Genomic DNA, 14655 nt, shown 5'->3' on the forward strand with positions numbered 1-14655 from the left:
GATTTTCTCCGTCCGTTATTTCGAGTGTCTGCGTAGTGGTGGCGCCAGATCAGTTGGCGGCCTGTTTCGTCTGCTTGTCGGTGTCGGGCGCGGCGAGCCGCGTGCCGGTCGCATCGAACCCGCCGCCGAGCGCCTTGATCAGCGCGAGCTGCATGTCGCGCCGGCGCATCTTCAGGTTCGTCACCGTCTGTTCCGACGCGAGGCGGTTGCTGTCGGCGGTCAGCACCTGGAGCTGCGGCGACAGGCCGGCCTTGTAGCGGATTACGGCAAGGTCGTACGCACGCGTCGACGCGTCGAGCGCACGCTGCGCGTCGCCCATCTGGCGATCGATCGCGCGGATCGACGCGACCTGCGTCGCGACGTCGTTCAGCGCGCTGATCAGCGTCTGGTTGTAGTTCGCGACCGAGAGGTCGAAGTCCGCGTAACGGCCCTTGAGCTGCGCGCGCAACGCACCGGCGTCGAAGATCGGCAGGTGGATGGCCGGGCCGAACTGCGCCTGGCGGCTCGCGAAATTCAGGAATTTGCCCCAACCGAACGCATCGAAGCCGAAGCCGGCCGCGAGGTTCACGTCGGGGAAGAATTCGGCCTTCGCTTCCTTCACGTCGTGCATCGCGGCCTCGACCTGCCAGCGCGCGGCGACGATGTCAGGGCGGCGCGACACGAGGTCGGCCGGCAGGTTGCCGGGGAGTGCGACTTCGCCGGTCGGGTTCATCACGGGTGCGGCGATCTGCAGACCGCGGTCCGGCCCCTTGCCGAGCAGCGCGGCGAGCTGGTAACGCACGGTCGTGATCTGGCCGTCGAGGTCGGACAGCGACGCCTGGGTCGTCGCGATATTGCCGCGCGCGGTCTGGCGTTCCACATTGGTGTCGAGGCCGGCCGACACTCGGCCGTCGGTGATCTTGCCGACCGTCTGGCGGTTGGTGATCTCGCGTTGCGCGATGTCGCGCAGCGCATACAGTTGCGCAAGCGAGTTGTAGGTGCGGGCGACCGACGATGCGAGCGTGATGCGCGCCTGCTGCATGTCGGCTTCGGCGGCCTTTTCCTGCGACACGGCCGTATGCAGGCGCTCGCGGTTCTTGCCCCAGAGGTCGAGATCCCACGATGCGCTGGCGAGCGCGTTGTTCTCGCTATACCACTGGCCGCCGTACGGGGGCGGGAACAGCGCATTCGACGAATACAGTTCGCGCGTCCAGGAATAGCTGGCTTCGGCCTTCGGCATCAGGTTCGAGCGCGACGATTCGATGTACGACGACGCCTTCGCGATGCGCGCCTGTGCCTGCGCGATTGACGGGTTGCCCTGGAGCGCCTCGTCGATCAGCTTCGGCAACTGCGGATCGCCGAACTGGTTTGCCCAGTCGAGCGCCGGCCACTGCCCGCCCTGGGCGGGCAGGCTCTGAGCGGTTTCGAATTGCGACGCGGGCGCGATCTGCTTGTCGCTCTTGATGCCGATGTAGTTTGCGCAGCCCGCCAGCGCCAGCGCGGCGACCGCGGCGGCGACGGCGGCGCGGCACGACCCGGCGCGCACGGACAACGGGGAGGATTTCATCGCGCTGTTCCCTGACTCGGAATGAATGATGGACACTGCAAGGATTTCCTTACATTAATCTGTCAAAAGTAATTGTTATGGCAACTATTACGTGACGCTACCGCCGGCGGTCTCGCAATAGTTGCTGAGAATGCGACGCAGCATGCTCTTCAGGAACCCGACCTCTTCCGGCGTAAAACCGTCCAGCAATTCGTCGAGCACGCTGCGGAACACCGGCGGCAGCCGCTCGGCGAGCGCGCGACCTTCGTCGGTCAATTCGAGGCGCACGACCCGCCGATCCTCGATGCTGCGCACCCGGGACAGCAGGCCGCGCTTCTCGACGCGATCGAGCAGGCGCGTGACCGCGCTCGCGTCGATCCCGTATTCCCGCGCGAGCTCGGCGGCCGTCGAGCATTTGCCGACCGCGATCATGAACAGCATGCTCGCCTGAGTGCCCGTGATGCCGAGCTCCTCCTGCGTGCGCTGCGTGACGAGGTTGGTCATCACTGATTTCACGCGCGACATCAGATAACCGACGCTGTCGTTCATCTGATACGAGGACAGCGGCGAAACAGGCGGTTGGGAAGGAGAATCCGACATAAAACCCTGAAGCTGCAATAGTTGACTAGGCAGCAGTATAGGCACAATTGCTTGCCGCGGCAAATGTTAATCGAACGGACGAGGGCGCGCTCCGCGAGCCGAAATCTCCTTGTCGGCGTCAGGGTCTTCGGCTTGCCGTCGGCGGTGCCGCCAGAGTGGTTTGCCCATTTGCGGCGAGGGTGGGGAGGCGCCGTTTGCTGCGTTGCAAACGCTGGTCCGGCTTTCGACATCCTCACGTGCTATAATTTGAGGCTTTCCAAGCTGCAACGCGCGCGCACGTGTCCCGGTGACTGACGAGCGTGCGCGTTTGCGCGTTCAACGATTTCCAGGTTTCTATGACCCGCGCCCTTCGCAACATCGCCATCATCGCTCACGTCGACCACGGCAAGACCACGCTCGTCGACCAGCTGCTCCGCCAGTCCGGCACCTTCCGCGAGAACCAGCAGATTGCCGAGCGAGTGATGGACTCGAACGACATCGAAAAAGAGCGCGGGATCACGATTCTCGCGAAGAACTGCGCGGTCGAATATGAGGGCACGCACATCAACATCGTCGACACGCCGGGGCACGCGGACTTCGGTGGCGAGGTGGAGCGCGTGCTGTCGATGGTCGACTCGGTGCTGCTGCTCGTCGACGCCGTCGAGGGCCCGATGCCGCAAACGCGCTTCGTCACGAAGAAGGCGCTCGCGCTCGGTCTGAAGCCGATCGTCGTCATCAACAAGATCGACCGTCCGGGCGCGCGGATCGACTGGGTCATCAACCAGACCTTCGATCTGTTCGACAAGCTCGGCGCGACCGAAGAGCAGCTCGACTTCCCGATCGTCTACGCATCGGGCCTGAACGGCTATGCATCGCTCGATCCGGCGACCCGCGAAGGCGACATGCGTCCGCTGTTCGAGGCGATTCTCGCGCACGTGCCGGTTCGCCCGGCCGACCCGGAAGCGCCGCTGCAGCTCCAGATCACGTCGCTCGACTATTCGACGTACGTCGGCCGGATCGGCGTCGGCCGCATCACGCGCGGCCGCATCAAGCCGGGTCAACCGGTCGTGATGCGCTTCGGTCCGGAAGGCGACGTGCTGAACCGCAAGATCAACCAGGTGCTGTCGTTCAAGGGTCTCGAGCGCGTGCAGGTCGAGTCGGCCGAAGCCGGCGACATCGTGCTGATCAACGGTATCGAAGACGTCGGCATCGGCGCGACGATCTGCGCGGTCGATACGCCGGAAGCGCTGCCGATGATCACCGTCGACGAGCCGACGCTGACGATGAACTTCCTGGTCAACTCGTCGCCGCTGGCCGGCCGCGAAGGCAAGTTCGTGACGAGCCGCCAGATCCGCGATCGTCTGATGAAGGAACTGAATCACAACGTCGCGCTGCGCGTGAAGGATACGGGCGACGAAACGGTGTTCGAAGTGTCGGGCCGCGGCGAATTGCACCTGACGATTCTCGTCGAGAACATGCGTCGTGAAGGCTACGAGCTGGCCGTGTCGCGTCCGCGCGTCGTGATGCAGGAAATCGACGGCGTGCGCCATGAGCCGTACGAGCTGCTGACGGTCGACGTCGAGGACGAGCACCAGGGCGGCGTGATGGAAGAGCTCGGTCGCCGCAAGGGCGAAATGCTCGACATGGCATCGGACGGCCGCGGCCGCACGCGTCTCGAGTACAAGATCTCGGCGCGTGGCCTGATCGGCTTCCAGAGCGAATTCCTGACGCTTACCCGCGGCACCGGCCTGATGAGCCACATCTTCGACTCGTACGCGCCGGTCAAGGACGGTTCGGTGTTCGAGCGCCGCAACGGCGTGCTGATCTCGCAGGACGACGGCGCGGCGGTGGCGTACGCGCTGTGGAAGCTGCAGGATCGCGGCCGCATGTTCGTGAAGCCGGGCGACGCGCTGTATGAGGGCATGATCATCGGCATCCACAGCCGCGACAACGACCTCGTCGTGAACCCGATCAAGGGCAAGCAGCTGACCAACGTGCGTGCGTCGGGTACCGATGAAGCCGTGCGTCTCGTGCCGCCGGTCCAGATGTCGCTCGAATACGCGGTCGAATTCATCGACGACGACGAACTCGTCGAAGTGACGCCGCAGTCGATTCGCCTGCGCAAGCGCTTCCTGAAGGAGCACGAGCGTCGCCGCGCGAGCCGCGAAGGCGCGGTCGACTAAGCATCGACTGTTCCCGTGCATGATGCAAAAAGGCTGCCTTCGGGCAGCCTTTTTGCATCTGCGCGGTATGCAATCGGGCGGGTTGCAAAACACTGTTCCCGCAGGTCGCGGCAATCCGGCGAAACCGCGCCGCGCGGTGCTTTCGGGCGCATTTCGCCGTGAACTTCGGTATCGGTTCTGTGATATGCTGCGCGCACGCAAGTTTTAGGTCCTTCCAAGCAAGACTTGATTCGCAATCCGCTAAACGGTCAGGCCGTGTCGCGGAAGGTTGAGTAACCCGCTATTTCTCGAGAAGCTCGAAGAAAGGTGAGCGTAAAATGTCAGATGTAATGAAGCAGTTTCAGCTGAACTCCTATCTGTTCGGCGGCAATGCTTCGTACGTTGAAGAACTGTACGATGCATACCTCAACAATCCGGCATCGGTGCCGGAGAACTGGCGAGAGTATTTCGACGCGCTGCAGAACGTGCCTGCAACCGACGGCTCGAACGCCAACGACGTTGCTCACTTCCCGATCGTCGAATCGTTTGCCGAGCGTGCGAAGGCCAATGCCTTCATCCCGCGCGAAAGCACGAGCAATCTGGCGACCGCCCGCAAGCAGGTCCACGTCCAGTCCCTCATCAGTGCATATCGCTTCCTCGGCTCGCAATGGGCCAATCTGGATCCGCTGAAGCGTCGCGAACGTCCCGCCATTCCCGAACTCGAACCCGCTTTCTACGACTTCTCCGAAGGCGACCTCGACCAGACGTACAGCGCAAGCAACCTGTATTTCGGTTTCGACCAGGCTTCGCTGCGCGACATCGTCAAGGGCCTGCGTGACACGTACTGCGGCACGATCGGCGCCGAATACATGTACATCAGCGATCCGGAGCAGAAGCGCTGGTGGCAGGAGCGCCTGGAATCGATCCGCGCGACGCCGTCCTTCTCGGTCGACAAGAAGAAGCACATCCTGAATCGCCTGACGGCAGCGGAAGGCCTCGAGCGCTATCTGCACACCAAGTACGTCGGCCAGAAGCGCTTCTCGCTCGAAGGCGGCGAAAGCTTCATCGCGGCGATGGACGAAGTCGTCCAGCACGCAGGCAAGCGCGGCGTGCAGGAAATCATCATCGGCATGGCGCACCGCGGCCGTCTGAACGTGCTGGTCAACACGCTGGGCAAGATGCCGGCCGACCTGTTCGCCGAATTCGAAGGCAAGCACGTCGACGACCTGCCGGCCGGTGACGTGAAGTACCACAAGGGCTTCTCGTCGGACGTGTCGACCGAAGGCGGCCCGGTCCACCTGTCGCTCGCGTTCAACCCGTCGCACCTCGAAATCGTGAACCCGGTGGTCGAAGGTTCCGCGAAGGCACGGATGGACCGCCGCGGCGACGAAGACGGCCTGCAAGTGCTGCCGGTGCAGATCCACGGTGACGCGGCCTTCGCTGGCCAGGGCGTCGTGATGGAAACGCTGAACCTCGCACAGACGCGCGGTTACGGCACGCATGGCACGCTGCACATCGTCATCAACAACCAGATCGGCTTCACGACGTCCGACCCGCGCGACGCGCGCTCGACGCTGTACTGTACCGACGTGGTCAAGATGATCGAAGCGCCGGTGCTGCACGTGAACGGCGACGATCCGGAAGCCGTCGTGCTCGCGATCCAGATCGCGATCGACTACCGGATGCAGTTCCACAAGGATGTCGTGATCGACATCGTCTGCTTCCGCAAGCTGGGTCACAACGAGCAGGACACGCCGGCGGTCACGCAGCCGCTGATGTACAAGAAGATCGCGCAGCACCCGGGCACCCGTGCGCTGTACGCAGAGAAGCTCGTGCAGCAGGGCGTGATCACCGCGGAAGACGCCGACAGCTACGTGAAGGCGTACCGCAAGGCGATGGACGACGGCCACCACACCGTCGATCCGGTCCTGTCGAACTACAAGAGCAAGTACGCGGTCGACTGGGTTCCGTTCCTGAACCGCAAGTGGACGGACGCTGCCGATACGGCCGTGCCGCTCGCCGAACTGAAGCGCCTCGGCGAACGCATCACGACGGTTCCGGAAAACTTCAAGGTCCACCCGCTCGTCGAGCGCGTGATCAACGACCGCCGCAACATGGCGCGCGGCGACCAGCCGCTCGACTGGGGCATGGGCGAACACCTCGCATTCGCGTCGCTCGTCGCATCGGGCTACTCGGTGCGCCTGACCGGTCAGGACTCGGGCCGCGGCACGTTCACGCACCGTCATGCGGTGCTGCACGACCAGAACCGCGAGCGCTGGAACGACGGCACGTACGTGCCGCTGCAGAACATCGCCGACGGTCAGGCGAAGTTCACGGTGATCGACTCGGTGCTGTCGGAAGAAGCGGTGCTGGGCTTCGAATACGGTTACTCGACCGCCGAGCCGAACACGCTCGTGCTGTGGGAAGCGCAGTTCGGCGACTTCGTCAACGGCGCGCAGGTCGTGATCGACCAGTTCATCTCGTCGGGCGAAGTGAAGTGGGGCCGTGTGTCGGGTCTCACGATGCTGCTGCCGCACGGCTACGAAGGCCAGGGTCCGGAACACTCGTCGACGCGTATCGAGCGTTTCCTGCAGCTGTGCGCCGATCACAACATGCAGGTCGTTCAGCCGACGACGCCGGCGCAGATTTTCCACCTGCTGCGCCGTCAGATGATCCGTCTGTTCCGCAAGCCGCTGATCGTCGCAACGCCGAAGTCGCTGCTGCGCCACAAGGAAGCGGTGTCGGACCTGTCGGAACTCGCGAAGGGTTCGTTCCAGCCGGTGCTGGGCGAAACCGACGGCGGCATCGACGCGAAGAAGGTCAAGCGCGTGCTGGTGTGCTCGGGCCGCGTGTACTACGACCTCGTCGCGCATCGCCGCGAAGCGAAGGCGAACGACGTCGCGATCATCCGTATCGAGCAGCTGTATCCGTTCGCGCACAAGCAGTTCGAAGCCGAAATGAAGAAGTACGAGAACGCGACTGAAGTGGTCTGGGTGCAGGACGAGCCGCAGAACCAGGGCCCCTGGTTCTACGTCGAGCACCACCTGAAGGAAGGCATGAAGGAAGGGCAGAAGCTGGCATACAGCGGTCGTCCGGCTTCGGCCTCGCCGGCGGTTGGCTACTACGCGAAGCACTACGAGCAGCAGAAGGCCCTCATCGAAGGTGCGTTCGGCCGCCTGAAGAGCGCATCGATCGCGAAATAACCGACGTCAAGCGAAACGGGAAGGCGCGCCGCGCTTTCCCGTGTCTTTTGGCCCGCCGGGCGCGTTGCGCGCCGCACCGGCCGAAGGAATCGCACGAACCTCGTCATTACCCAGATTAAGCATCCAGGAAAATCACATGGCTATCGTAGAAGTCAAAGTCCCCCAGCTTTCGGAGTCGGTTTCGGAAGCCACCATGCTGCAGTGGAAGAAGAAGCCGGGCGAAGCAGTCGCACAGGACGAAATCCTGATCGAACTCGAGACCGACAAGGTCGTGCTCGAAGTGCCGGCGCCGGCCGCGGGCGTGCTCGCGCAAGTGCTGCAGAACGACGGTGACACGGTCGTCGCCGACCAGGTCATCGCGACGATCGACACCGAAGCGAAGGCAGGGGCTGCCGAAGCGGCAGCGGGCGCCGCCGAAGTGAAGCCGGCGGCAGCACCCGCCGCAGCCGCACCGGCAGCACAGCCGGCCGCCGCGGTCGCATCGAGCTCGGCCGCCGCATCGCCGGCCGCAGCGAAGCTGCTGGCCGAGAAGGGCCTGTCGGCAGGCGACGTCGCAGGTTCGGGCCGCGACGGCCGCGTCACGAAGGGCGACGCGCTCGCCGCAGGCAGCGCACCGAAGGCTGCTCCGGCCGCCGCACCGGCGAAGACCGCCGCTGCGAAGCCGTCGCTGCCGGAAGTGAAGGTGCCGGCGTCGGCCACGACGTGGCTCAACGATCGTCCGGAACAGCGCGTGCCGATGTCGCGTCTGCGTGCGCGTATCGCCGAGCGTCTGCTCGAGTCGCAGCAGACCAACGCGATCCTGACGACGTTCAACGAAGTCAACATGGCTCCGGTCATGGAGCTGCGCAACAAGTACAAGGACAAGTTCGAGAAGGAACATGGCGTGAAGCTCGGCTTCATGTCGTTCTTCGTGAAGGCGGCCGTGCACGCGCTGAAGAAGTTCCCGCTCGTGAACGCGTCGATCGACGGCAACGATATCGTCTACCACGGCTACTTCGACATCGGTATCGCCGTCGGCTCGCCGCGCGGCCTCGTGGTGCCGATCCTGCGCAATGCCGATCAAATGAGCCTCGCCGACATCGAGAAGAAGATCGCCGAATTCGGCCAGAAGGCGAAGGACGGCAAGCTGTCGATCGAGGAAATGACGGGTGGTACGTTCTCGATCTCGAACGGCGGCGTGTTCGGCTCGATGCTGTCGACGCCGATCATCAACCCGCCGCAGTCGGCCATCCTCGGCGTGCACGCGACGAAGGAGCGCCCGGTCGTCGAAAACGGCCAGATCGTGATCCGTCCGATCAACTACCTGGCACTGTCGTACGACCACCGGATCATCGACGGCCGCGAAGCCGTCCTGTCGCTCGTCGCGATGAAGGATGCGCTGGAAGATCCGGCACGCCTGCTGCTCGACCTGTAAGCCGAGTCTCACTGCATTGACCCGTTCCGCACGCTCGCGCCCACGCGCGACCGTGCGGGCGTACAAGTAGAAAGGATTGTCATGTCCAAGGAATTTGACGTCGTCGTGATCGGCGCCGGCCCCGGCGGCTACATCGCCGCGATTCGCGCCGCGCAGCTCGGCAAGACCGTTGCCTGTATCGAAAAGTGGAAGAACCCGGCCGGCGCGCTGAAGCTCGGCGGCACCTGCCTGAACGTCGGCTGCATCCCGTCGAAGGCGCTGCTCGCCTCGTCGGAAGAGTTCGAGAATGCATCGCATCACCTGGCCGACCACGGCATCACGGTCGACGGCGTGAAGATCGACGTCGCGAAGATGCTCGGCCGCAAGGATGCGATCGTCGAGAAGATGACGAGCGGGATCGAGTTCCTGTTCAAGAAGAACAAGATCACCTGGCTGAAGGGCCATGGCAAGTTCACCGGCAAGACCGACGCCGGCGTGCAGATCGAAGTGAGCGGCGAGGGTGAGACGGAAGTCGTCACCGCGAAGAACGTGATCATCGCGACGGGCTCGAAGGCGCGTCATCTGCCGAACATCCCGGTCGACAACAAGATCGTGTCGGACAACGAAGGTGCGCTGACGTTCGACTCGGTGCCGAAGAAGCTCGCCGTGATTGGCGCAGGCGTGATCGGCCTCGAGCTCGGCTCGGTGTGGCGCCGCCTGGGCGCCGAAGTGACGGTGCTCGAAGCGCTGCCGGCGTTCCTCGGCGCAGCCGACGAAGCGCTCGCGAAGGAAGCAGCCAAGCTGTTCAAGAAGCAGGGCCTCGACATCCATCTCGGCGTGAAGATCGGCGACGTGAAGACGACGGCGAACGGCGTGTCGATCGCTTACACGGACAAGGACGGCAACGCGCAGACGCTCGACGCCGACCGCCTGATCGTGTCGGTCGGCCGCGTGCCGAACACCGACAATCTCGGCCTCGAGGCGATCGGCCTGAAGGCGAACGAGCGCGGCTTCATCGACGTGGACGACCACTGCCGTACCGCGGTGCCGAACGTCTATGCGATCGGCGACGTGGTGCGCGGCCCGATGCTCGCGCACAAGGCGGAAGACGAAGGCGTGCTGGTCGCGGAAGTGATCGACGGCCAGAAGCCGCACATCGACTACAACTGCATTCCGTGGGTGATCTACACGTACCCGGAAATCGCATGGGTCGGCAAGACGGAGCAGCAGCTGAAGGCGGAAGGCCGCGAGATCAAGTCGGGCAAGTTCCCGTTCTCGATCAACGGCCGCGCGCTCGGCATGAACGCGCCGGACGGCTTCGTGAAGATGATCGCGGACGCGAAGACCGACGAACTGCTCGGCGTGCACGTGATCGCCGCGAACGCGTCGGACCTGATCGCGGAAGCCGTGGTGGCGATGGAGTTCAAGGCGGCGTCGGAAGATATCGCCCGCATCTGCCATCCGCACCCGTCGATGTCGGAAGTGATGCGCGAAGCGGCGCTCGCCGTCGACAAGCGCTCGCTGAACAGCTGAGCACGGTGTAGCGCCTGCCGGCCATCGGCCGGCGCAAGCGTCTCATGACGAAGGCGGGCGGGGTTTCCCCGCTCGCCTTCGTTCTTTCCGGTTTGCCCGATGAACGTCACCGAATACTACACGCGCGAACTGACCACGCGCGGCTATCAGTCCGATCCCGCACAGCGCGCGGCCGTCGATCGCCTGCAGCGCTGCTTCGACGAATGGGTCGACTACAAGGCGCGTCGCTCGAACGCGTTCAAGAAGCTCATCAATCATCCGGACCTCCCGCGCGGCGTCTACATGTGGGGCGGCGTCGGCCGCGGCAAGAGCTTCCTGATGGACAGCTTCTACGCGGTGGTGCCCGTGCAGCGCAAGACGCGCCTGCACTTCCACGAATTCATGCGTGAGGTGCATCGCGAGCTCGAGGAACTGAAAGGGCAGGCCGATCCGCTCGACGAACTCGCGCGGCGCATCGCGAAGCGCTACCGGTTGATCTGCTTCGACGAATTCCACGTGTCGGATATCGCGGACGCGATGATCCTGTACCGGCTTCTCGATCGCCTGTTCAACAACGGCGTGCAGTTCGTGATGACGTCCAATTACGATCCCGACGATCTGTATCCCGACGGCCTGCATCGTGACCGCATGCTGCCGGCGATCGCGTTGATCAAGCAAAAGCTCGACGTGTTGAACGTCGACGCGGGCGTCGACTATCGTCAGCGCACGCTCGCGCAGGTGCAGATGTATCACACGCCGCTGGGCGCGGATGCCGATCGCGAACTGCGTCATGCATTCGCGAAGCTCGCCGCGGTGCCGGACGAAAGCCCGATCCTGCATATCGAGAAGCGCGAACTGAAGGCGCTGCGCAAGGCCGACGGGGTCGTCTGGTTCGATTTCGCGACGCTGTGCGGCGGCCCGCGTTCGCAGAACGACTATCTCGAGCTTGCCAGCCGCTTCCATGCGATCGTGCTGTCGGAAGTGCCCCAGATGTCGCCGCGGATGGCGTCCGAGGCACGGCGCTTCACCTGGCTCATCGACGTGCTGTACGACCACAAGGTCAAGCTGCTGATGTCCGCGGCGGTGCCGGCGGAGCAACTGTACGTCGAAGGGCCGATGGCGAACGAATTCGCGCGCACTGTATCGCGGATCGTCGAGATGCAGTCGAAGGAGTATCTCGAAACGCCGCGCCGCATCGTCGATACTTCGCTGACCTGATCGTGGTTTTCCGGCAAACGGCGCCCTTCAAACGTCAATTCCGGTCAAATTCTCGCGATCTCAGGGTATTTTCGGATTTGTCTTATGTTCATGGTTGAGGGCAATCGATATCGTTGAGTCATGGTTCCTAAGGCTGGAGATGTCCATGACACCGTATCGCGATCTGACCGACCATGAGTGGCGCTGCGTCGTGCCGCTTCTGCCCGAAATGCAGCCGCGCACCGAGTTGCGCGGCCGTCCGTTGGCCAACACACGCGCCGTTCTGAACGGCGTGCTCTGGGTGATTTATAGCGGCGCGACCTGGTCTGCGATGCCGCGTCGCTACCCTTCGTACCAGACATGCCATCGCCGCTTCAAGGCCTGGCACGAGACCGGCACGTTGATGCGGGTGATGCGCGAGCTGTATGGCGACGCCGGCGCGAATCTGTGCAAGGAATTGTCCACGCGGATGCGAAAGCATGCGCAGTCGAAGGCGGCGGAGATGCGAAGTGCCGCGGCGCCCGCGTATCGCCAGCAGGGCGGTCGTGCACCGGAATCGCTGAAGCACGCAGCATGACGTCGATTGATTTCACGCACGCTCGGCTCCAAACAAAATCGGCCTGACGACGCCGTCGCAGGCCGATTTTTCATTGCATCACGCGTATCGACGCGCGTCGCGTTATTGCGCGCGAACCCAGGTCTGCGACCGGCCGAGCAGCGACACGCCGATGTAGCCGCGCACGACGAGCTTCTGACCACCGTCTTCCAGCGACATCTTGCACTTGTAGACCTTGCCGTTTTCCGGGTCGAGGATATTGCCGCCGTCCCAGTGGTCGCCATCCTTCTTCATCGCCTTGATGATCGTCATGCCCTTGATGAGCTGATCCTTGCGCTCGTCCGTGCATGCGGTGCAGCGGCGATCGGGCGTGTCGTTGGCACCGAGGCCCTTGACGACCTTGCCCGACAGCGACCCTTCGCCGTCGTCGGCAATCTGCACGAGCGCCTTCGGCTGATGCGTGTTGTCGTCGATCGTCTGCCACATGCCGATGGGGCTGTCGGTTTGGGCGAACGAAGGTGCGGCGCAAGCGAGCAGCGCGCTTGCAATTGCAAGTGTGCGCAACGGGCGGGTCAGTTGAATCATCGTCTTCCTCCTTGTTTCATGTCGTATTCGATGCGCCCGCACGACCGTCTGCATGGGGCGGTGGCATGTTGCGAGCTTTGCCAGAATACGTGAAACCGCGCGCTGCGTTTGATAGAGGGGACTCTAATCCAAACAGCCCGCGAGATGCGGGCTGTCTGAGGATCGATCAGTTGAGCTGATACGAGAACGCGGCATTCACGCGCGGGCTGCGTGATGCGCTTTCAACGGGTGCATCGCCGACCGGCTTCGCGATATTCAGGTCGAGGCTGTAGTAACGGCTGTCCGTAAACCGCACGCCGATGCCGACCGACGACAGGCGGCTCGGTGACGGCGTGCCGGTATGCAGATACACGCGCGCCATGTCGTACGCGATGTACGGTGTGACGGATTTCATGTACGTCCAGCCCGGCGTGAATCCGCGGTTGACCTCCAGCGACATCCCCCAGCCCGAGTCGCCCGACGTTTCGCCCGGCTGGTAGCCGAGCGCATAGCGCGTCGAACCGAACGAGATCTGTTCCGACGTCGGCAGCGAGTCGGGGCTGTACTGGCCGGTCAGCGAAACCGACGTGCCGATCTTGAATGGCCATTCGTTGGTCTGCGTGAAGGTTGCGCCGGTGCGCACGAACGTCAGCGAAACGGGGCTGTCCACCGAGGTCGTGTTTGAGCCGATCGTGGTGTCCTGCGATTTCGACGCGCCGAGAATGTTGAAGCCCTTGGCGACGTTCACACTGAGCTTCTGCACTTGCTTGGCCGACACGCTCGTGTAGTCGAGCTGCATTTGCAGCACGCGGACCTGCGAGCGCGTGTCGATGCTGTTGCCGTTGAGCTTGCTCTGATAGCGGTCTTCGTTGTGCGACGCATAGCCCGACACGGTACCGAGCAGGCTGCGCTGGTTGTTCAGCAATAACGGATAGGATGCCGAAAGACCGAGCTTCTCGTTCTTGACGGTGCGCTCGACGGACGATGGCAGGCCCGGGTTGTCGGTCGGCTTGCCGCGATACGTACTGGCATCGAGGCGCGTGACCAGGCCGCTGCTGCCGACCGGCACCGAGCCGCTGAACGCGACGTACGTTTGCTTGTCGCGCCCGGGCGGCACCAGCGCGGAAATGCTCAGTTGCTCGCCGAACGACGTGAGGCCGTTCTCCGTCGCGGTGATGAGGCCCTGCACGCCCGGGTGATTGAAGTCGATGCCGGTGCTGATGTTGAACGCCTTGCGGTCGACGGCCAACTCGAGCGTCGTCGCGCCGTCCGTCGTTTGCGGCGGCGGAACATTGGCCTTCACCGTCACGCCGGGCAGGAGGCCGAACGTGTTGACGTAGCGTTCGAACGTTGCGCGGCGCAGCGGACGATCGGCCGTGATGTGCGCGGCGATCGCGCGGATTTTCGATTCCATCGCGCCGGGCTTGCCGGTCACCTTGACGTCCGACACGTAGCCTTCGACGACGGTCACGCGTACGACGCCGTTCTCGAACGTCTGCGCGGGAATGAACGCGAACGACAGCGCATAGCCGCGATCCTGGTACAGCTTGGTCACGCCGTTCGCGGTTTCGATCAGCTCGCCGATCGTGATGTCCTTGCCGACGAGGGGCGTGAAGCGACGGGAGATTTCGTCGAACGGCACCGACTTCACGCCTTCGACCTGGAACGTCGTCGGCGTCAGGTGGCGCGACAGCAGCTCCTGCAGTTGCGGTGCCTGCGGCGCGACCTGCACGGTGACGCTCGGGCCTTTCTGTGGTGCGTTGATCTGAGGGAGCGAATCGAGCGGGTTACCCGCCGCGCGCGTTTGTGCATGTGCCGTGCCGGCTGCCGCGATGGCGAGCAGCATCATCCATCTGTCGAGTCTGGATTTCATTGTTCTTCCTCGTAGGCCTTGCTTTTCATCTTCTTTCTAATGCGGGCGCGCGACACCAGGGTGTCGCGCGCCGCGTGCCGCATTGCCGGTT

General features: G+C 63.6%; 10 protein-coding genes. 6 read left to right on the plus strand and 4 right to left on the minus strand.

What is annotated here, in order from left to right:
• Positions 1–49: 49 nt before the first annotated feature.
• The gene (locus WI26_RS06855; RefSeq protein WP_069225543.1) at positions 50–1546 is read right to left on the minus strand and encodes an efflux transporter outer membrane subunit; all 1497 of its coding nucleotides are present in this window, start codon (positions 1544–1546) and stop codon (positions 50–52) included.
• Positions 1547–1633: 87 nt separating this feature from the next.
• Positions 1634–2125: a MarR family winged helix-turn-helix transcriptional regulator gene (locus WI26_RS06860; RefSeq protein ID WP_059467637.1), complete on the minus strand. Its 492-nt coding sequence runs from the start codon at positions 2123–2125 to the stop codon at positions 1634–1636.
• Between the two features lie 335 nt (positions 2126–2460).
• On the opposite strand from WI26_RS06860, the gene typA reads away from it, so the two are divergent.
• The 6 genes from typA (at position 2461) to WI26_RS06890 (ending at position 12148) form a co-directional block, all read left to right on the plus strand.
• A complete protein-coding gene (gene typA, locus WI26_RS06865; RefSeq protein ID WP_059467636.1) occupies positions 2461–4287 on the plus strand; it encodes a translational GTPase TypA in 1827 nt (608 codons plus the stop codon).
• A 317-nt stretch (positions 4288–4604) separates the two neighbouring features.
• Positions 4605–7469, plus strand: a complete 2865-nt coding sequence (locus tag WI26_RS06870) for a 2-oxoglutarate dehydrogenase E1 component (RefSeq protein WP_069225544.1) — start codon at positions 4605–4607, stop codon at positions 7467–7469.
• A 136-nt stretch (positions 7470–7605) separates the two neighbouring features.
• Positions 7606–8883 (plus strand): 2-oxoglutarate dehydrogenase complex dihydrolipoyllysine-residue succinyltransferase, encoded by a 1278-nt coding sequence (gene odhB, locus WI26_RS06875; RefSeq protein WP_059447177.1) that lies wholly within the window; start codon positions 7606–7608, stop codon positions 8881–8883.
• Positions 8884–8964: 81 nt separating this feature from the next.
• Positions 8965–10395: a dihydrolipoyl dehydrogenase gene (gene lpdA / locus WI26_RS06880; RefSeq protein ID WP_059447178.1), complete on the plus strand. Its 1431-nt coding sequence runs from the start codon at positions 8965–8967 to the stop codon at positions 10393–10395.
• 99 nt (positions 10396–10494) lie between these two features.
• Positions 10495–11592 carry a cell division protein ZapE gene (gene zapE / locus WI26_RS06885; RefSeq protein ID WP_040144059.1) on the plus strand — a complete coding sequence of 366 codons (1098 nt, stop codon included), beginning with the start codon at positions 10495–10497 and terminating at the stop codon, positions 11590–11592.
• 94 nt (positions 11593–11686) lie between these two features.
• Positions 11687–12148 carry a transposase gene (locus WI26_RS06890; protein WP_155768741.1) on the plus strand — a complete coding sequence of 154 codons (462 nt, stop codon included), beginning with the start codon at positions 11687–11689 and terminating at the stop codon, positions 12146–12148.
• Positions 12149–12250: 102 nt separating this feature from the next.
• Here the strand turns inward: WI26_RS06890 and WI26_RS06895 are convergent, their stop codons facing one another.
• A complete protein-coding gene (locus WI26_RS06895; RefSeq protein WP_059510808.1) occupies positions 12251–12712 on the minus strand; it encodes a DUF2147 domain-containing protein in 462 nt (153 codons plus the stop codon).
• A gap of 166 nt (positions 12713–12878) precedes the next feature.
• Complete coding sequence (locus WI26_RS06900) at positions 12879–14564, minus strand: ShlB/FhaC/HecB family hemolysin secretion/activation protein (RefSeq protein WP_059467632.1); 1686 nt, start codon at positions 14562–14564, stop codon at positions 12879–12881.
• Positions 14565–14655 lie beyond the last annotated feature (91 nt).

Origin of the sequence: Burkholderia diffusa (assembly GCF_001718315.1) — a bacterium.
GTDB classification, from domain to species: Bacteria; Pseudomonadota; Gammaproteobacteria; order Burkholderiales; family Burkholderiaceae; genus Burkholderia; species Burkholderia diffusa_B.